Origin of the sequence: Streptococcus uberis, assembly GCF_900475595.1 — a bacterium.
In the GTDB taxonomy this organism is placed as follows: Bacteria; Bacillota; Bacilli; order Lactobacillales; family Streptococcaceae; genus Streptococcus; species Streptococcus uberis.
The window spans coordinates 110,413-130,395 of sequence record NZ_LS483397.1 but is presented as its reverse complement, the minus strand read 5'-3'; the positions used below and the strand labels follow the sequence as shown (position 1 = coordinate 130,395).

General features: G+C 38.1%; 17 protein-coding genes. 6 read left to right on the top strand and 11 right to left on the bottom strand.

Annotated elements, in window-relative coordinates:
* The first annotated feature begins 83 nt into the window (after positions 1–83).
* A complete protein-coding gene (locus DQM95_RS00815; protein ID WP_037592984.1) occupies positions 84–296 on the top strand; it encodes a hypothetical protein in 213 nt (70 codons plus the stop codon).
* Here the strand turns inward: DQM95_RS00815 and DQM95_RS00810 are convergent, their stop codons facing one another.
* Genes DQM95_RS00810 through DQM95_RS00800 form a run of 3 tightly spaced genes read right to left on the bottom strand, consistent with a single transcriptional unit; the run spans position 297 to position 1,622 of the window.
* Positions 297–638, bottom strand: coding sequence for a hypothetical protein (locus DQM95_RS00810; protein WP_037592986.1), 342 nt, complete (start codon positions 636–638; stop codon positions 297–299).
* Positions 639–649: 11 nt separating this feature from the next.
* A complete protein-coding gene (locus DQM95_RS00805; RefSeq protein ID WP_037592987.1) occupies positions 650–1,375 on the bottom strand; it encodes a phage antirepressor KilAC domain-containing protein in 726 nt (241 codons plus the stop codon).
* Between the two features lie 46 nt (positions 1,376–1,421).
* Complete coding sequence (locus DQM95_RS00800; protein WP_037592989.1) at positions 1,422–1,622, bottom strand: helix-turn-helix transcriptional regulator; 201 nt, start codon at positions 1,620–1,622, stop codon at positions 1,422–1,424.
* 190 nt (positions 1,623–1,812) lie between these two features.
* Between DQM95_RS00800 and DQM95_RS00795 the strand changes: the two genes are divergently transcribed.
* The 4 genes from DQM95_RS00795 to DQM95_RS00780 all read left to right on the top strand — a co-directional run bounded on the left by DQM95_RS00795 (position 1,813) and on the right by DQM95_RS00780 (position 4,633).
* Positions 1,813–2,175, top strand: coding sequence for a helix-turn-helix domain-containing protein (locus DQM95_RS00795; RefSeq protein ID WP_037592990.1), 363 nt, complete (start codon positions 1,813–1,815; stop codon positions 2,173–2,175).
* Positions 2,159–2,536 carry an ImmA/IrrE family metallo-endopeptidase gene (locus DQM95_RS00790; protein WP_037593023.1) on the top strand — a complete coding sequence of 126 codons (378 nt, stop codon included), beginning with the start codon at positions 2,159–2,161 and terminating at the stop codon, positions 2,534–2,536. Before DQM95_RS00795 ends, DQM95_RS00790 begins: the two co-directional genes overlap by 17 nt.
* A gap of 52 nt (positions 2,537–2,588) precedes the next feature.
* Complete coding sequence (locus tag DQM95_RS00785) at positions 2,589–3,038, top strand: Ltp family lipoprotein (RefSeq protein WP_037592991.1); 450 nt, start codon at positions 2,589–2,591, stop codon at positions 3,036–3,038.
* Between the two features lie 149 nt (positions 3,039–3,187).
* Positions 3,188–4,633, top strand: a complete 1,446-nt coding sequence (locus DQM95_RS00780) for a recombinase family protein (RefSeq protein WP_037592992.1) — start codon at positions 3,188–3,190, stop codon at positions 4,631–4,633.
* Positions 4,634–4,713: 80 nt separating this feature from the next.
* Here the strand turns inward: DQM95_RS00780 and comGB are convergent, their stop codons facing one another.
* The 6 genes from comGB to pbp1b form a co-directional block, all read right to left on the bottom strand.
* Positions 4,714–5,748 carry a competence type IV pilus assembly protein ComGB gene (gene comGB / locus DQM95_RS00770; protein WP_408646205.1) on the bottom strand — a complete coding sequence of 345 codons (1,035 nt, stop codon included), beginning with the start codon at positions 5,746–5,748 and terminating at the stop codon, positions 4,714–4,716.
* Entirely contained in the window at positions 5,681–6,622 is a 942-nt protein-coding gene (comGA, locus tag DQM95_RS00765; RefSeq protein ID WP_037592994.1) for a competence type IV pilus ATPase ComGA, read from the bottom strand. Before comGA ends, comGB begins: the two co-directional genes overlap by 68 nt.
* 72 nt (positions 6,623–6,694) lie before the next feature.
* Positions 6,695–7,060, bottom strand: a complete 366-nt coding sequence (locus DQM95_RS00760) for a DUF1033 family protein (RefSeq protein ID WP_041817508.1) — start codon at positions 7,058–7,060, stop codon at positions 6,695–6,697.
* Positions 7,061–7,180: 120 nt separating this feature from the next.
* The gene (gene rpoC / locus DQM95_RS00755; RefSeq protein WP_111685884.1) at positions 7,181–10,819 is read right to left on the bottom strand and encodes a DNA-directed RNA polymerase subunit beta'; all 3,639 of its coding nucleotides are present in this window, start codon (positions 10,817–10,819) and stop codon (positions 7,181–7,183) included.
* 91 nt (positions 10,820–10,910) lie between these two features.
* Positions 10,911–14,477 (bottom strand): DNA-directed RNA polymerase subunit beta, encoded by a 3,567-nt coding sequence (gene rpoB, locus DQM95_RS00750; RefSeq protein ID WP_012657670.1) that lies wholly within the window; start codon positions 14,475–14,477, stop codon positions 10,911–10,913.
* A 263-nt stretch (positions 14,478–14,740) separates the two neighbouring features.
* Entirely contained in the window at positions 14,741–17,059 is a 2,319-nt protein-coding gene (gene pbp1b / locus DQM95_RS00745; protein WP_037592999.1) for a penicillin-binding protein PBP1B, read from the bottom strand.
* A gap of 91 nt (positions 17,060–17,150) precedes the next feature.
* Here pbp1b and tyrS point away from each other — a divergent pair, with 91 nt between their 5' ends.
* A complete protein-coding gene (gene tyrS, locus DQM95_RS00740; RefSeq protein ID WP_037593000.1) occupies positions 17,151–18,407 on the top strand; it encodes a tyrosine--tRNA ligase in 1,257 nt (418 codons plus the stop codon).
* 59 nt (positions 18,408–18,466) lie between these two features.
* On the opposite strand, the gene DQM95_RS00735 is transcribed toward tyrS, so the two are convergent.
* Both DQM95_RS00735 and DQM95_RS00730 read right to left on the bottom strand, forming a co-directional pair.
* On the bottom strand, positions 18,467–19,282 hold the full coding sequence (locus DQM95_RS00735; protein ID WP_012657667.1) for a metal ABC transporter permease: 816 nt from the start codon (positions 19,280–19,282) through the stop codon (positions 18,467–18,469).
* The gene (locus tag DQM95_RS00730; protein ID WP_012657666.1) at positions 19,282–19,983 is read right to left on the bottom strand and encodes a metal ABC transporter ATP-binding protein; all 702 of its coding nucleotides are present in this window, start codon (positions 19,981–19,983) and stop codon (positions 19,282–19,284) included. The genes DQM95_RS00735 and DQM95_RS00730 overlap by 1 nt, the downstream gene beginning before the upstream one ends.

Genomic DNA, 19,983 nt, shown 5'->3' with positions numbered 1-19,983 from the left:
TTCGTTCCTTTCTGATATAATAATTTCATGAGTAAAACCTTTACACTCTTTTATTCATGAAAACTAATAGAAAGGAGAGTCGTATGGCAAAATACTGTTACAATGACAATGCCGATTTCAACGGAAACCATGAAGTTCACAAATATTCTTGTGGTCATCTTCCTGATCTATATAATCGCACCTATCTAGGTGAATATGATTATGATTTTCAAGCAATGGAAGCTGCTCGACATGAACGACCTATTTGGACGTTTGACGGATGCGCATATTGCATGCCTGCTTATCATAGAGGTTGATTACTCTTGAGTTGCTTTTTGCAACTCTTTTTCGTGTTCTCGATTAGAATGAACAAGAGCTCTATAATTTTCGATTGAGTCATATTTAAGTGTTTCTAAAATAAATCTTCGCTCATCAATAAGCATTTTATGTAAAAACTTGCATTCTTCTCGTAGTTCACTATTTTCCATTTTTAAAATATTAGTTTCGTCTGTTAAATCATCAGGATTTATAGCTTTAACTAATTTTTCAGAATCTATTGTTAAGTCAATAGGTTCTTTTTGTTCAAGTTTTTCTAACCGTTCAAAAATATTCGCGAATTTTGCTTCGACGATTGATTTTTCCAAAGTTGTTAATTTCATATTGTTCCTTTCTAAACAAGATATTTCTGATCTAAAAACTTATTGATAAAGTATTGTTGCCCTTTGCCTGTAACTTTTGTTGTGGTATTTACCGTTGTGTGGCCGTCAGCGTGATTTATATTGGTTTTCTTGAGTTCAAACAAACCAAGCTGCATGCTTTTCTGTGTTGGTTGGTTCCAACTTTCCCCTTTTCGACTTATCAAATACCCATTGCTACGTAACCACTGAAAAAGCTTGTTTTGACCAATGTCAATGCCGTTCTGTTTCAGGATTTTTGCTAATTCACCAATCAGACAAGATGACTTGCTTGCACTTACCGCATCAGCAAAAATCACCTTTGGCTTGTCAGCTTCAATCTGCGCCTCTAGCTTATGCACTTTTTGATCTGCCATCAGTAAGGCTCTTGCCATGATTTTTTCAGGGCTGTTAAAATCTTTTTCAACTTGGATGAAGTATTTGCGTACTTCTTTTCCTTTGTCATTTCGTTGGATCATAGCGATTTCTTTAGCGGCATCTAAATTAAAAACATGCTCAATAAATTCAGATTGATTTCCTTGAGCTGTTACTTTTTTTTGAGTAATAGCTATATAATCAATACCTTCCGAAAAACCATAATCTAACATCCGTTTCAGCCAATCATTATATTTACTTTTAACTTCCAATCCTTTATGTAAGTCTCTAGCACTAACAACCGGTTCGTGATTTTCATTTAGTGTAATATTAACTAATTCGTTCATCCGATTTCCTTTCTATATGATTTAAAATCATGTTTATGATAAAATTTTAAGCCCCGAGAATATCACTGGCTTTCACATTGAAATAGCGACAAAGCTTAATTAGATTTTCACCTTTAATGATCGTTATATCTTTTTCCCATGCGTTGACGGTTTGCGTAGATACACCGATAGCATCCGCTAATTCCTTTTGACTCATCTTGTTTTCTCGCATTCTTAGTTCTGCGATTGTTACATTAGGTTTTGGCAATTTTTTAATCTCCTTTCAATTGTTAGATTTTTTAATAGCTTAGCTATAATTATATATTAAATGATTTAAAATCATATGTCAATACTTTAATTGATTTTTTTTCATGTTTTTTTGATTTTTTTACTGTTTTACTTGATATAAAATCATTTCTACTATATAATGTACTTATAAAAAATTGGGAGTAAATAAAATGACAACACATTTCGAAGTTGGCCAAAGAATTAAAAAGCTGCGAGAGAATAAAGGTCTTGAACAATTAGATCTAGCTAGTATGCTTGGTTACAAATCTCAAAGTACGATTTCAAAATGGGAAAGTGGTACAAATCTTCCTACTGGCAAAAATATGATTAAGTTAGCTCAAATTTTTGGAGTTACTAGTGATTATATTTTAGATGGAGAAACTGAAGAAAAAGAAATTCCATCTATCGACCTTTCAAATCTACGTGAACGTGTTGTAATGTTTGATGGAAAACCCCTATCAGACAATGATGTCGAAAAAATAGAAGCTATCATCAAGCTCTCGTTAGGGGTTGGGAATAGTGAAGATAAATGATATTTTGGAAGAATACAAGATAGAATTATTTACATTTCCTGAAACAATGTGGGAACGTTCAGGGTTTTACTTTCCAGATATACGGACTATATATGTAAATCAAAATCTATCTGATTTAGAAAAAGAAAAAGTAATATTGCATGAAATTGGGCACATTAATCATGATCCAAAACATTATGCAAGATTACTTACTAAGTATGAAAATGAGGCTGACCGCTTTATGGTTAGAGAATTATTGAGAGAATACTTACTTAACAATGACATATATGATTTTAATTGGTTGCAGTTTGCTAATACCTACAAAATTTCAACAACTTGGGGTCAGCAAATGATACAAGAAGAATTCAAAAACTTAATTTAACAAAAATGTGCAAGGCCTGAACCACAATAAAAGCTGGCAGGAGAAATATATTATGAAAAAATTAATTTCTTTAGGATTAATTTCATTGTCTGCAACATTGCTAGTTGCTTGCTCTAACAATTCTTCTAGCACCTCTGATGCTAAAAAAGATGATAAAACAGTGCAATCATCAAAACCATCAGAAGCGAAAAAGGAAGAACCTAAGATCCCAATGGAATATAAAACAGCTCTTACAAAAGCTGGGCAATACCTTGATACTGTAGGAATGTCTAAAGCTGGTTTAGAAACTCAGTTAATTGACATTGAAAAATTCTCCCCTGAAGCTGCTAAATATGCTGTTGAAAATGTGAAAACAGACTGGAACCAACAAGCTCTAAAAAAAGGTAAAGACTACGTAAAAACTGTTGCTATGTCACCTGAAGCCGTGAGAGAACAATTAGTAACATTTGAACATTTTACTCAAGAGGAAGCTGATTTTGCGGTAGCTAACTTAGATAAATAAATAAAAAAACCCCACGCTCTCAAAGTTTGGCGACTCTGAGCGTGGGGCAAAGCAACAAGAAAGTATTTTCAAAAGTTAGTCACTTTTGAAGTCTTTTCTTGTACTCATTTTATCATTTTTTAGAGAATTTTAAAAGAGGTACAAAAACAATGATTACAACAAATAAGGTAGCTATCTACGTCAGAGTATCGACAACAAATCAGGCTGAGGAGGGATACTCAATTGATGAACAAAAAGACAAACTGACTAGCTACTGCAATATCAAAGATTGGTCAATCTACAATGTCTATACGGACGGTGGTTTTTCAGGTTCAAATACTGAGCGCCCAGCCCTAGAGCAACTGATCAAGGACGCTAAAAAGAAAGCTTTTGATACTGTTTTAGTCTACAAATTAGACCGCCTAAGCCGTAGCCAAAAGGATACACTTTATCTGATAGAAGATGTATTTATCAAGAATGATATAGCTTTTCTTAGCTTGCAGGAGAATTTTGACACCTCCACCCCTTTTGGAAAAGCTATGATAGGCCTATTAAGCGTATTCGCTCAGCTTGAACGTGAGCAAATCAAAGAACGTATGCAGCTAGGCAAACTAGGCCGAGCTAAGTCAGGAAAACCTATGATGTGGGCTAAGGCGGCTTATGGTTACAATTACAACAAAGAACGTAGCGAACTAATAGTAAATGAATTAGAGGCAATCGTTGTCAGAGAAATATATCATCTCTATTTACAAGGGATGTCAATCACTAAAATAAGAGACAGGATAAATGATAAATACCCCAAAAAGCCAGCCTGGCATTATAGGATAATCAGAGGAATTTTAGATAACCCTGTTTATTGCGGTTACAACCAGTATCTAAATCAAATTTATCCAGGAAACCATGAGCCTATTATCTCTGAGGAGGTCTACAACAAAACTCAGAAGGAACTCAAGATAAGACAACGGACAGCGGCTGAATACTTCAATCCTAGACCATTTCAAGCAAAATATATGTTATCAGGTATTGCCCAATGTGGTTACTGCTACGCTCCTCTAAAAATAATAATGGGAATGGTCAGAAAAGACGGTACTAGATATATCAGATATGAATGTTATCAAAGACACCCTAGAAAAACCAAAGGCGTGACTGTCTACAACAATAACGAAAAGTGCCACTCTGGAGCTTATGAAAAACACGTTTTAGAGTCCTATGTACTTCAGGAAATCAGTAAGCTACAGAATGATGTTAGCTACATTGATGAGCTCTTCTCAGATCCTGATACTGCCTCTATAGACCGTGAAAGCTATCAAAAGCAAATAGACAGCCTCACTAACAAGCTAAAGCGACTCAATGACCTATATATAGATGACCGTATCACACTAGAAGAACTGAAAGAAAAGGCCCTTGAATTTACAACTACTAGAGCACACCTTGAGACTGAGCTAGAGAATGACCCTGCCATTAAACAACAAGAGAAAAAAGAGCACATGAGGCAGGTGCTCAAAGCTGAAGACATTCTTAGTATTGACTATGAGCAACAAAAAATATTAGTAAAAGCCTTAATCAATAAGGTTCAGGTCACGGCTGAGGCTATCGTTATCAAGTGGAAGATATAAAGAATTTTACTATCCTTCATTTCTAAAAGTGTGAAAGCTTTTGCCTTCTTGTTTTCTAAAGTTTTCATCCATTTTTTCATTTATATTTCACCTCCGATGGTTTGATACATTGGCAATAACATTGCCGCATAAATCATAACGATTATAATGGCTACAAGTATGAAAATGAGGGGTTGTAACCATTGAGTCATCTGTCGTAACTTTCTAAAATAGTTTTCCCAACTGACTTGTGCATAAATGTCTAACTCTTGACCGAGTTTTCCTTTGATTTCTCCATATTCAATCATTAAGCTCAATTCCCTTTTAAAAAATGGGAAGATGCCCACAGACTGGTCAAAAGATTTCCCTTCCAACAAAGCTTTTTCCATTGTTGAACCCATTTCCCGCATCAATACGGATTTTTCCTTTTGCATCAGTTGCAAAATAGTTGCTAGTTCAACACCTTGTGCAATAAGATTGCCCCACTCTCTCGCATAATAGGCAGTTAGATACAATTGTAAAACAGCTGATAAAAGAGGGATTTTACTATACACTAATAATTGTTTTAACTGGGATTTTTTTCGCCAGCAGAGTCTGAGGAAGATTACTACCGCAATCATAGCAAAGAAAGTCAAAAGCAATACTGTCGGAAATAAATTTAGAAAATGTGTTAGCTGGTTTTCCTCTCCTATTTGCGGAAGTAAATAATGGCGTAAGCCCATCAAAATCACGATTAAGAAGGTCATCAAGACCATAGGATAAGTAATGACTTCAATGGTTTTTTGTCTAATCCGATTGGATTGAGCCATATAATCTTCTATCTTTGCTAAACAGTTGGTGGTGTTCCCATGGACTTCAGCTAAACTTAGCTGTGTTACCAATGCATCTGAGAATCCAAGATGGGCCATCATTTCCGAAATATCTCGTCCATTCATTAAATCTATTTTCATTCTTTGAACAAAATGATCCTCTAAGAGATGTGCCTTCTCAAGAAAAGATACCATTTCGTTCAAGTTAAACCCACTTAGACTAAGATTATGTAATAATTTGATCAGCTGGTATTGTTGTTTAGCCTTTAATTTTTTCCAACTTGGCTTTTTCGTTATCGATATATCCTTGTTTAAGAAGTTGCTCAACCTCTTGATTCCATTGATTATGGGTATGCTCTTCGAATTTTTCTGTGGCAAAATCAATTAGCCCTCCTCCTGCAATTAACCGTTGATAAGCTATCAAATTGAGACAGTTTAACAATTCATCTCGTTTTACACCGAGTTCAATCAGTCGAGAGAAAACTCCTGGAATGCTCTTAGCATGAATGGTCGAGAAAACCATGGCCCCCGTCAAACTTGCTCTAATAACAGCCTGTGCTGTTTCTGTATCACGTATTTCACCTATAATCACTAAATCAGGCCGATGCCTCAAAGACAATTTAATCAGGTTATCATAAGTCATTCCAATACTATTATTGACTTGGAGTTGTAAAATAGCATCTTGCTTAATCTCAACAGGATCTTCAATCGTAATAATTTGGCTGTCCTGCATATATTTTTCCATTAACGCGTACATCAACCGTGTTTTACCTGAACCTACTGGACCAGCAAATAAATAAAGACCTCGACCATGAATGGCTTTTTCAATCCTTTCAAAACTGTCAAACCAATAATGTAATTGTGACTCTTGTGTGGCTAAAAGGCGGATAACCAAACTTTCATGCCCGCGATAGTCACCCACTGTTGACAGTCTCAAGGAGACAAGGCATTGCTGATCTATGTGATAATCACAGGACCCTAGTTGTGTTCTTCTTTTCTCGCCAACATTCATACCTGCGACAAATTTAAAATGACTAATGAGATTTATCGCATCCTTCCACTCATAATCTCCTATTTTTTGCCGACTATCTCCAACTCTCATAAAAACTTGATAAGAGTCTTTTTGAGGTATGAGATAAATATCTTGTGCTTGTTTGAGACTGGCTTCTTGAATCAATTGCATGCCTAAGCTTTGTATCATGACATCCTCCTTATCTTTTAGTTCGAAAAAAAGAAGCAAGTTTTGTTAAAACTTGCTTCTTAATTCTTCATATCAAAAATTTAATTTACACATATAAGGTGCTGCTGGGGTATCATTACGTTGTTCAAAGGCTATCACGTACTGATCAGATGGGATAATATCACGGTCTTTTAACAATAGAATCGAATGGAATTGTTGTAAGTCATCCCCACAATCTTCACACCATCGTTTATCTGTGGTTCTCCAGAAGGTTGCTAATAAATTTTTTTGACTGTGGTAACTAGGAAAGTCATCTTTCATGTGTTGCCATTCTTGCTTATAAAAGGCTAACGCCTCATCCCATTGGTCAAATTCTTTTTCGTCAACAATATCATTTTGCCAACCCTCAATGAACCACCAAGGTTCCCAATCACCATACATTTTAATCACTTGATACATATTATCCATCCTCTTCTTATGCTTATTATATACGAATAAGAACCTTTTGGAAAAATATCTGCTCATCTGATTCCTTCTTAGCTATCAAATCAAAAAAGAGCTCCTAAGAGCCCTTTTTCTTTATTCTGCTTCTGTAACGACAGTTTCTTCTGCTTGTTCTGTTTCTTCAATGATTTCAACTTCATTGATCGCTTGCGGTTCAATGTTACGGTAACGTGCCATACCAGTACCTGCCGGAATGATTTTACCGATGATAACATTTTCTTTAAGACCAAGCAAGTGATCTTTTTTACCACGAATTGCAGCGTCAGTAAGAACACGTGTTGTTTCTTGGAAGGATGCCGCTGATAAGAATGAATTGGTTTCAAGCGAAGCTTTTGTAATACCCATAAGAACTGGACGAGATGTCGCTGGGATACCACCTGAGATAACAATTTCTTTATTAGCATCTGTAAAGTCAGAAATGTCCATCAATGTACCTGGTAACAAGTCTGTATCACCTGGATCCATAACACGTACTTTGCGAAGCATTTGACGTACCATTACTTCGACGTGTTTATCCCCGATTTCTACCCCTTGGCTACGGTATACTTTTTGAACTTCTGCTAATAAGTAAGTTTCAACTGAAAGTGTATCACGAACCTCTAACAAGCGTTTTGGTTGGATAGAACCTTCTGTTAAGGCTTCACCACGGTTAACTTCGTCCCCAATCTCAACTTTCATACGAGCTGTAAATGGTACGACATATTCACCGTTGCCAGTTTTACCTTCAACGTATACTTTCTTAGTACGTGTTGAGGCATCTTCTTCGATGTCAACAACTTTACCCTTAACTTCAGTGATAACAGCTTCCCCTTTAGGGTTACGTGCTTCAAAGATTTCTTGGATACGAGGAAGACCTTGTGTAATATCGGTATTTGACGCAACACCACCCGTGTGGAAGGTACGCATGGTAAGCTGTGTACCTGGTTCACCGATAGATTGTGCTGCAATTGTACCAACTGCTTCACCAACTTCAACTGCATCACCTGTTGCCAAGTTAATACCATAACAGTGACGACAAACACCATGACGGGTTGCACAAGTAAATACTGAACGAATTGTTACTTCTTCAACACCTGCTTCAACGATTTTACGAGCCATGTCTTCAGAAATCAATTGGTCAGCTCCGATAAGAACTTCACCCGTTTCTGGATGTTTAACAGATTTACGTGTGTAACGGCCTTGTAAACGTTCTTCAAGTGTTTCAGTCACTTCTTTGCCATCAGTAATCGCTCTGATCACTAAACCACGGTCTGTTCCACAATCGTCCTCACGGATGATAACATCTTGAGCAACGTCAACCAAACGACGTGTGAGGTAACCTGAGTCGGCCGTTTTAAGGGCTGTATCGGTCATACCTTTACGCGCACCGTGGGTTGAGAAGAACATTTCCAATACGCTCAAACCTTCACGGAAGTTTGACAGGATTGGTAATTCCATGATTCGTCCGTTAGGAGCGGCCATCAAACCACGCATACCGGCAAGCTGTGAGAAGTTAGAGATATTACCACGAGCTCCAGAGTCCATCATCATAACGATTGGATTCTTTGGATCTTGTGTTTCAATCAGACGTTTTTCAAGTGCTTCTTTAGCTTCACGCCATGTTGTTGTTACTGCAATATAGCGATCATCTTCAGTCATCAAACCGCGACGGAAAGCTTTATTAATATCTTCAACACGGCGGTGAGCAGCTTCAATGATTTCAGCCTTATTATCAATAACTGGGATATCGGCGATACCCACTGTCAAACCAGCCAGTGTTGAATGGTAATAACCCAAGTCTTTCAAACGGTCAAGGAAGGCTGATGTTTCTGTTGTACGGAAACGTTTGAAAGTTTCCGCGATGATGTTACCAAGGTTTTTCTTTTTGAAAGGAACATTAATTGGTAAATTATCGATGACTTCTTGAATGTCTTGACCAGCTTCTAAGAAGTACTTGTCTGGTGTTCCTTCTGTTAAGTTGGCATTGTTTGGTTCTTGTAGATATGGAAGATCTTCTGGCATGATAGCATTGAATAAAATCTTACCAACTGTGGTTACCATGATTTTATGTCTTTGACTATCTTTCCAAGGTTTATTCGGCATGCTATCAACTGCTATACCAACACGGCTATGTAAATGAGCGTAGCCATTTTGATAAGCCATAACTGCCTCATCAATATCCTTGAAGATCATTCCTTCACCTTCGCGGCCAGCATCTTCCATTGTTAGGTAATAGTTCCCTAAAACCATGTCCTGTGACGGTGTAACGACTGGTTTACCATCTTTCGGATTGAGGATGTGCTCTGCTGCTAGCATCAACAAACGTGCTTCTGCTTGTGCTTCTTCAGACAATGGTACGTGGATGGCCATTTGGTCCCCATCGAAGTCGGCATTGTAGGCTTCACATACAAGTGGGTGAAGACGAAGGGCTTTACCATCGATAAGAACTGGTTCAAAAGCTTGGATACCAAGTCTGTGAAGGGTAGGTGCGCGGTTAAGAAGTACTGGGTGTTCTTTAATAACTTCTTCTAGAATATCCCAAATACGTTCGTCACCACGTTCAACCATACGTTTAGCCGCTTTAACGTTACCAGCGTATTCTTTGGCAACAATTTCACGCATAACAAATGGTTTGAAGAGCTCGATAGCCATTTCACGTGGCACACCACATTGGTACATTTTAAGAGTTGGACCTACAGCGATAACGGAACGACCTGAGAAGTCAACACGTTTACCAAGCAAGTTTTGACGGAAACGACCTTGTTTACCTTTAAGCATGTGGCTTAATGATTTCAATGGACGGCTTCCTGGTCCAGTAATTGGACGTCCACGACGACCGTTATCGATTAAAGCATCTACTGCTTCTTGAAGCATCCGTTTTTCATTCTGAACAATAATACCAGGAGCATTAAGTTCTAGAAGTCGAGCTAAACGGTTATTACGGTTAATAACACGGCGGTATAAGTCATTTAAATCGGACGCTGCAAAACGACCACCATCTAATTGAACCATCGGACGAAGATCCGGTGGAATAACTGGCAAGATGTTCAGAACCATCCATTCTGGTTTGTTTCCAGATTTGTTAAAGGCATCAAGAACGTCCAAACGACGAACTGCTTTAATACGTTTTTGTCCTGTTGCTGTTTTTAACTCTTCTTTTAGTTCAGCAATTTCAGCAGGAAGATCAACTCTTTTCAAGAGATCTTGAATCGCTTCTGCTCCCATTTTAGCAATAAATGAACCATAACCGTATTCTTGAACTTTTTCACGGTACTCACGTTCTGTAAGAAGTGATTTTGGTTCCAATGGTGTATCCATTGGATCAATAACGACATAAGCCGCAAAATAAATAACTTCTTCTAGTGCACGTGGACTCATATCAAGCGTTAAGCCCATACGTGATGGAATACCTTTAAAATACCAAATATGTGACACTGGAGCTTTTAACTCAATATGTCCCATACGTTCACGACGAACTTTAGCGCGTGTTACTTCAACACCACAACGGTCACAAACAATACCTTTGTAACGGATACGTTTGTATTTACCACACGCACATTCCCAATCTTTAGTTGGTCCAAAGATAACTTCATCAAAGAGACCTTCACGTTCAGGTTTTAATGTACGGTAGTTGATTGTTTCAGGTTTTTTAACTTCACCATAAGACCATGAACGGACTTTACTTGGTGAGGCTAATGTGATTTGCATACTTTTAAAACGATTTACGTCAACCACTAGTTTTACCTTTCTTAGTTATATCAACATACTATTCGCTAGAGCTTGCGCTCTAGACTAGTATTTTATTGTTTAATAAGATTTATGTGACTTATTTTTCTTCACTGTTTTCAGAAACTTCAGGTGTTTCTTGTGCTTGTTTTTCACGCGCTTTTTCAAGATCATCTACGTGCATCACGTCATCATCTTCACCTTCATCAAGATCGCGAAGTTCAACTTCATTGTCGTCTTCATCAAGAACACGCATATCTAAACCAAGTGATTGTAATTCTTTAACAAGCACTCGGAATGATTCTGGAACACCTGGTTTTGGAATTGGTTTGCCTTTTGTAATAGCTTCATAAGCTTTCAAACGTCCAGTAACATCATCTGACTTGTAAGTCAAGATTTCTTGAAGAACATTTGAAGCACCATAAGCTTCAAGAGCCCAAACCTCCATCTCACCGAAACGTTGTCCACCAAATTGCGCTTTACCACCAAGTGGTTGTTGTGTAACAAGTGAGTATGGTCCTACTGAACGTGCGTGAAGTTTATCATCAACCATGTGGTGAAGTTTAATCATATACATGACACCGACTGACACACGGTTATCGAATGGTTCACCTGTACGGCCATCATACAAGATTGTTTTGGCATCGGAATCCATTCCAGCTTCAGCAACAGTATCCCATAAATCTTCAGCAGTTGCTCCATCGAATACTGGAGTTGCGATATGGATACCTAAATTACGGGCAGCCATACCAAGGTGAAGCTCCATAACTTGTCCAATATTCATACGAGATGGTACCCCTAATGGATTCAACATGATATCAACAGGAGTTCCGTCCGGTAAGTATGGCATGTCTTCTACTGGAACGATACGAGAAACAACCCCTTTATTTCCGTGACGACCGGCCATCTTGTCACCAACTTTAATTTTACGTTTTTGAGCAATATAAACACGAACAAGCATGTTAACGCCTGATTGAAGCTCGTCACCATTTGCGCGTGTAAAGATTTTGACATCACGAACAATTCCGTCACCACCGTGAGGAACACGAAGAGATGTATCACGCACTTCACGTGATTTGTCACCAAAGATGGCATGCAATAAGCGTTCTTCTGCTGATAAGTCTTTTTCACCTTTTGGTGTTACTTTACCAACAAGAATATCGCCTTCTTTAACTTCCGCACCAATACGGATAATACCCATTTCATCTAAGTCTCTAAGGGCTTCTTCACCAACATTTGGAACTTCACGGGTAATTTCTTCAGGCCCAAGCTTTGTGTCACGTGTTTCTGATTCAAATTCTTCTAAGTGGACAGAGGTATAAACATCTTCTTTTACAAGACGTTCACTCATGATAACAGCATCCTCAAAGTTGTAACCTTCCCAAGTCATGTAAGCAACGACAGGGTTTTGACCAAGAGCCATTTCACCTTTTTCCATTGAAGGTCCATCGGCAATAAAGTCACCTTTTTCGACGATATCTCCAACTTTAACAAGGGTTCTTTGGTTATATGCAGTACCTGAGTTTGAACGACGGAATTTGGTTACATGATACACATCAAGCGAACCATCTTCACGGCGAACTTCTACTTTTTCAGCATCTGAGAAGACAACTTTACCATCATGTTGTGCAATCACTGCCGCACCAGAATCATGGGCAGCTTGATATTCCATACCAGTACCAACAAATGGTGCTTTAGGATCAATCAAAGGCACAGCCTGACGTTGCATGTTAGCACCCATAAGGGCACGGTTTGAGTCATCGTTTTCTAAGAAAGGAATACATGCTGTTGCGACCGCAACTACTTGTTTAGGTGATACGTCAACGAAATCAACAGTGCTTGCAGCAAACTCTTGGTTATTACCTTGATGACGTCCCATGACGATTTCTTCAGCAAAGGTACCATCTTCATTTAATTTAGAGTTAGCCTGTGCAACTGTAAATTCATCTTCTTCATCTGCTGTTAACCAAACGATTTCGTTAGTAACAACACCTGTTGCTCGATCAACTTTACGGTAAGGTGTTTGAATGAAACCATATTTATTTAGATGACCAAATGATGATAAGTTATTAATCAAACCAATGTTTGGTCCTTCTGGTGTTTCAATTGGACACATACGTCCATAGTGAGTATAATGCACGTCACGAACTTCATAGCCGGCACGATCACGTGTCAAACCACCAGGTCCTAAGGCTGATAAACGGCGTTTGTGTGATAGCTCAGACAATGGATTGTGTTGGTCCATAAACTGTGACAACTGAGATGATCCAAAGAATTCTTTGACCGCAGCAGTAACAGGACGAATGTTAATGATTTGTTGTGGCGTTAAAACATCATTATCTTGAACAGACATACGTTCACGCACGTTTCGTTCCATACGTGCAAGACCAATACGGAATTGGTTAGCAAGCAACTCACCAACTGCACGAATACGACGGTTACCTAAGTGGTCGATATCATCAACTTTTCCAATCCCTTCAGAAAGATTTAAGAAGTATGACATTTCAGCCAAAATATCGGCTGGTGTTAAGGCACGAACCTTATCATCAGGTGTTGCATTACCAACAATTGTAACCACTTTATCAGGATCTAGTGGTGATTGAACTTTAAATTTTTGAAGAACAACTGGTTCTGTAACAACAGCATAATCATTAGGTGTGTAAACAAACTTGTTCAAATCACCATCAATATGTGCCTCAATTGACTCAATGACATCACGAGTCATTTCTGTTCCAGCTTCAACTAAAATTTCACCTGTTTCACTATCCACAAGGTTTTCCGCAATAATTTGGTTCAAAAGACGAGTCTTTACATTTAGCTTTTTATTGATTTTATAACGTCCAACAGCAGCTAAATCATAACGTCTTGCATCAAAGAAACGTGCAATCAATAAGCTACGAGAACTGTCAGCAGTTTTGGGTTCACCTGGTCTTAAACGCTCATAAATTTCTTTTAACGCTTCATCCGTACGAGAATCACTTGGGTTTTTATGGATATCTTTTTCAATAGTATTACGTACTAATTCACTATCTCCAAAAATATCGAGGATTTCATCATCCCCTGAAAAACCTAAGGCACGTACTAAGGTCGTAAATGGAATTTTGCGGGTACGGTCAATACGAGTGTATGCGATATCTTTGGCATCTGTTTCTAATTCCAACCATGCTCCACGGTTAGGAATAACCGTTGACCCATAACCAACTTTACCATTTTTATCAACTTTATCATTGAAATAGACCCCTGGAGATCGCACTAACTGGGAAACAATAATACGTTCACCACCATTGATGATAAAAGTTCCCATTTCAGTCATAATTGGGAAGTCACCAAAGAAAACTTCTTGAGTTTTGATTTCACCTGTTTCTTTGTTGACTAATCTAAACGTAACAAAAATAGGTGCAGAGTAGCTTGCATCATGGATACGTGCTTCTTCAAGAGTATATTTTGGTTCTTTGAATTCGTAACCAACAAATTCCAATTCCATTGTATCTGTAAAGTTTGAAATTGGAAGCACGTCTTCAAATACTTCCCTTAAACCTGTGTCCAGAAAATCTTGGAATGAGTCTGTTTGAATCTCAATCAAATTTGGTAAATCAAGAACTTCATTGATTCTTGAAAAGCTACGACGTGTACGGTGTTTTCCGTATCGAACTTCATGTCCTGCCAAGTTTTTAGCTCCTTTTTCTTTTTAACAATTGCAAATCTGCAATTCGGTCAATAGTAATCATTTGCCAGATTTGTGAATTTTTAGAATCTTTAAATTTATGTAACAATTACAAAATTAAAGCAAAAATAAGCACAAAAAGAGCAGCTAAATCTGACTGGTTCAGTTTGATTTAACTGCTGTACTTCCTAGTTGGACAATATTTCAACTAGATTGGACGACAAATAGTTATCCATATTATACACTATTTTCTTGTAAAAATCAAGTTATTTTTTGCCTCCACCAAAGCTAGACCATGCTTTTTGGTAATCACTATCAGTACCACCAATGGCAAATTTATAAGTCATCGGTCCGGCACCATTTTTAGCCCAAAGACTGGTGGTCGTTTCTCCACCAACTGTAATCTTTCGCCCGTTTACAGTGACTGCACCTTGTTGGAGTCCTGTTGATTTTAAAACGGTTGATTTGATAACGCCAGGATCCAAGGTGAATTTTTGGCCAACTCCAAAGACATCTCCCCCAGCTTGTTGGATGGCGTTGGCTAGATTAGCCATATAATTGGACTCATTATTATAACCTGTCATTGGTGCCAAAGAATCATTGTTATCATGTCCTGCCCAACCACCTAAGGTTACTTTAGGGGTTGCTAACATTAACCAAACATCTGAGTAATTCTCAGTCGTACCCGTTTTACCAATCCAATCCGCATTTGCCAAGGATGGATTGATTGCTTTTAGTCTACTTTTGAATGTCGTAGTAGAACCCGAATTGATAGGTCCTCTTAATAAATCTTGTAAGATTGTTGCTGTTGGAGCAGAAAAGACACGAACTGGTTTCTTCTCATGCTTGTATACAACAGTTCCATCACTAGCAGTAATAGAATCCACTAGGTATTGTTCGAGGTAATTACCGTTATTAGCAATCATCTGATAGGCGTTTGTCTGTGTGCCTACGGAGACATCAATTCCCCCACCCAATGGTAAACTCTCAATGGAATAATCATTGATAACATATCCCATTTTGGTCATATAGGCTTCAACATCTATTCCTTTTTCCCTTAATAATTTTTCTGTCCAGAAAGCCGGAATATTCCAAGAGGTGTTAAGAGCCTCTTGAAGTGACATCATAGCCGTTCCTTCACTATCAACGTGCATGATTTTCTGCCCACTAGAGTAGGTAGTTGGGTAATTAGATAGCACACTTGCACTTCCCATTAATCCTTGGTCAATTGCCGGACCATAGGCAATAATAGGTTTAATACTTGATCCGGGCGATCTTACTGTATCAAAGGCATGGTTATTTTGGTTCAGGTTATAATCACGTCCTCCAATAAAGCCCAATACAGCACCAGTTGCATTATCAGTGAGGACATTTCCCATTTGAACCATACCAGTACCGTCATCTAGCAAACCGCCAAAGCGATTAGCAGCATCTTGCATGGCCTCATATATTTTTTGATTAATTGTTGTTTTAACAGTATAGCCACCTTGTTGCAACTCAGTTGTAGCCATTGCCTCATAAGAAGCTTTAGTAGCATCGTTTTTTAAATCACGTTCGCTAATGTTATCCCGTTTCACAAGATAGTCGAACATTGCCTTTTTGGCATCAGTCATAACGGAATAGTACAGATAATCATGCTTATTGACCGTCACATTTTCTGGAGCTATAAAATCCTTACTGATAGGGTAAGCCTTATAAGTCTCGTAATCTTTCTGACTTAGCATGCCCGCCCTAAACATATTATAAAGTACGCTATGTTGGCGTTTAATCCCCAACTCCATTTCTTTTTCAGATTTCAGCTGACCTGTTGACAAATAAGGTGAATAGGCAATCGGACTTTGTGGTAAACCAGCCAAGAAAGCCGCTTGAGGGATCGTCAAATCTTTGGCAGATACACCAAAAATACCGCGAGCTGCTTCTTCAATTCCAGCAATATTTTGCCCCTTATTATTACGACCAAAAGGTGAAACATTTAGATAGTCTGACAAAATATCATCTTTAGAAATGTAGCGTTCTAAAGCCAAAGCATAGATGATTTCTTTTGATTTCCGCTTAAAGGTGGGATCATCTCCCAAAACTTGCTGTTTAATGAGTTGTTGCGTAAGAGTTGAACCACCACTTGACTCTCCCAGACCAAGTACCGCTGTTAAGGTCGCACGAAAAACAGCTTTTGGCACAACCCCTTTGTGCTGATTAAAATTCTCGTCTTCAGTCGAAACAATAGCTTTTTTCACATTGTCAGAAATAGCATCATTCGCCACAGGTGTTCGCAATAAATCTGTATCGATATCCGAAATCAAGTTGTTATTGGAAAAGTTAATCTTTGAAACCATTGTAATGGTTTTAACTTGCTTCACCAAACTGTCTTTGCTTGGTACCTTAACAGAATCAATTTGACTAGCTAGATAACCAAAAGCAATTCCTATCCCTAACATGCCAAATAAGAAGACAATGATGTAAAAAAAGTTTGATAAGAGTTTTACTGTTCTCAGAAAAACAGCACCAAAATCCCAAAGATTCCATTTAGGTCCATTACTGTTTTCATGTTGATTCTTATGTTTATCTTTCAATATAGAATACCTCATTGTTCATTATACCAAACTTTGAAGAAGCTTGCATAGCCACTGCTTTTTTTGATATAATGATTCGTAAAACAAAAGAAAACGGAGAAAGCCTATGAATATTTTTGAAGAACTCAAAGCTCGTGGCTTGGTCTTTCAGACGACCGATGAAGAAGCCCTAGTCAAAGCATTAACAGAAGGGCAAGTATCCTATTATACGGGCTATGATCCAACAGCAGACAGTCTTCACCTAGGACATTTGGTTGCTATTTTGACCTCACGTCGCTTGCAACTTGCAGGCCATAAACCATATGCATTAGTTGGAGGAGCAACAGGATTAATTGGAGACCCATCCTTCAAAGATGCTGAACGTAGCTTGCAAACCAAAGAAACCGTCCTTGAATGGAGCGATAAAATCAAAGGACAACTTTCCCAATTCTTAGATTTTGAAAACGGCGCTAACAAAGCTGAGCTGGTTAACAATTATGACTGGTTTTCACAAATTAGCTTCATTGATTTCTTGCGAGACGTTGGTAAATACTTTACAGTTAATTACATGATGAGCAAGGATTCCGTGAAAAAACGTATTGAAACTGGCATTTCATACACCGAGTTTGCATATCAAATCATGCAGGGTTATGATTTTTATGAACTGAATCAAAAATTCAACGTTACCCTCCAAATTGGAGGATCTGATCAATGGGGAAATATGACCGCAGGGACAGAATTGTTACGTCGCAAAGCTGACAAGACTGGTCACGTCATGACAGTCCCATTAATTACCGATGCAAGTGGTAAAAAATTTGGGAAATCTGAAGGCAATGCCGTTTGGCTTGATGCTGACAAAACCTCTCCATACGAAATGTATCAATTTTGGCTCAATGTTATGGATGAGGATGCCATTCGTTTCTTGAAAATCTTCACTTTCCTAAGCCTTGAAGAAATCGCTGAAATTGAAAAAGCATTTGATGCTGCTCGACATGAACGGTTAGCTCAAAAAACTTTGGCAAAAGAAGTCGTTACTCTTGTTCATGGTGAAGAAGCCTTCAAACAAGCCCTTAACATCACTGAACAACTGTTCGCCGGAAATATCAAAAACCTTTCTGCAGCTGAATTAAAACAAGGATTGAGCAACGTTCCGAATTATCAGGTTCAAGATGAGGATAATCTTAACATTGTTGAAATATTAGTATCATCTAGCATTTCACCTTCCAAACGACAAGCAAGAGAAGATGTTCAAAACGGCGCAATCTATCTTAATGGAGAACGGATTCAAGATTTAGATTATACCCTTACAGAAGATGATAAAATCGATGGGCAATTAACGGTTATCCGTCGTGGTAAAAAGAAATATGCTGTTCTGACCTATTAAAAATGAGCTTTCGGCTCATTTTTTTTATAGAAAAAACGTGTTAGCAAACACGTTTTTAGTTAGGACCATTTTTGTTTGATAAGACTACCAATATTCACCAATAAGAAAATACTAATAAAAATAATGGTAATCGTTGCACTTGCTGGAGTTCCCCAGTTATAAGACATGAAGACTCCTGAAATCATCCCAACAAAACCAATCAATATACCAATGACAATGACTGAAATGAAATTTTTCCCTAATCGCATTGCGATACTTGCCGGTAAAACCATGATAGTAGACACCAACAGAGCTCCTGCTGCTGGGATTGTTAGAGCGATTGCAATACCTGTCACAACATTAAATAAGACAGACATTAAACGAACCGGTAACCCGTCTACAAAAGCAGTATCTTCGTCGAATGTCAAAATGTACATTGGACGTATAAAGAAAAGGGTCAAGAGTAAAATAGTCACCGCAATGACAAAGAGTGCAATCACTTGTTCCTTACTAATGGTAATAATGGAACCAAATAGGTACTGGTCCAAACTGACATTGGAAGCACCCGAGGACTGACTCATAATCATTAGCGAAACGGCTAACCCCATTGACATGAGTATAGCAGTGGAGATCTCCATATAATGCTTATAAACCACTCGCAAGTACTCTAAAACAACGGCTGCAATAGCAACAACAAGCATCGTTGTCCAAGTAGGATTTATCCCAATTACTACTCCTAAAGCCACTCCAGCTAAAGAAACGTGACTTAGGGTATCACTCATTAAGCTTTGACGTCTCAATATCAAGAATATGCCTAAAATTGGTGCAAAAAGACTAATGGCAACCATAGCTAATAAGGCCCTTTGCATAAAATCATAAGAAAGAATATCTAACATTAGTTTTCCTCCTTATCTTGTTTACTGTGGACATTAAAGCAACGCCATGGTAATTCTTGGTTTCGTACTAAATGGATGTTGCGGTCAGCATAGTCTTTTACTTCTTCTGGATCATGGGTAATCATTAAGACAGCTTTTCCATGTTCATGGGCACTGTGATTCATTAGCTTATAAAAAGTATCCGTCGTTCCACTATCCATTCCAGTTGTTGGTTCGTCAAGAACAAAAATATCTGGATCAGAAGCAAACATACGAGCAATCACAACACGCTGTTTTTGACCTCCTGAAAGACTACCAATACGCTTATGACGGTTTTCCCACATACCTACAGATTCTAAACTAACCTTGATATGTTCTTCATCATGTTTGGTAATACGACGAAACCACCCATTGCGTGGATAACGACCCGACTTCACAAACTCATAAACCGTTGAGGGGAAACCGGCATTGAAGCTAGCCACTTGTTGCGGTAAATAAGCAATCCTTAATTTTTTGCCTTCCGTGTTTTCTTTAGCGAAGGTCACTTTTCCAACTTTAGGTTTCAAGATGCCAAGTGTTGCTTTGATTAAGGTGGACTTAGCAGCCCCGTTTTCACCCGTTAAGGTGACAAATTCCCCACTATCCAAATGATAATTAATCCCTTCTAAGACAGGATCACTTTCATATTGGAAAGCCAGGTTTTCGACAGTTAAATATCTCAA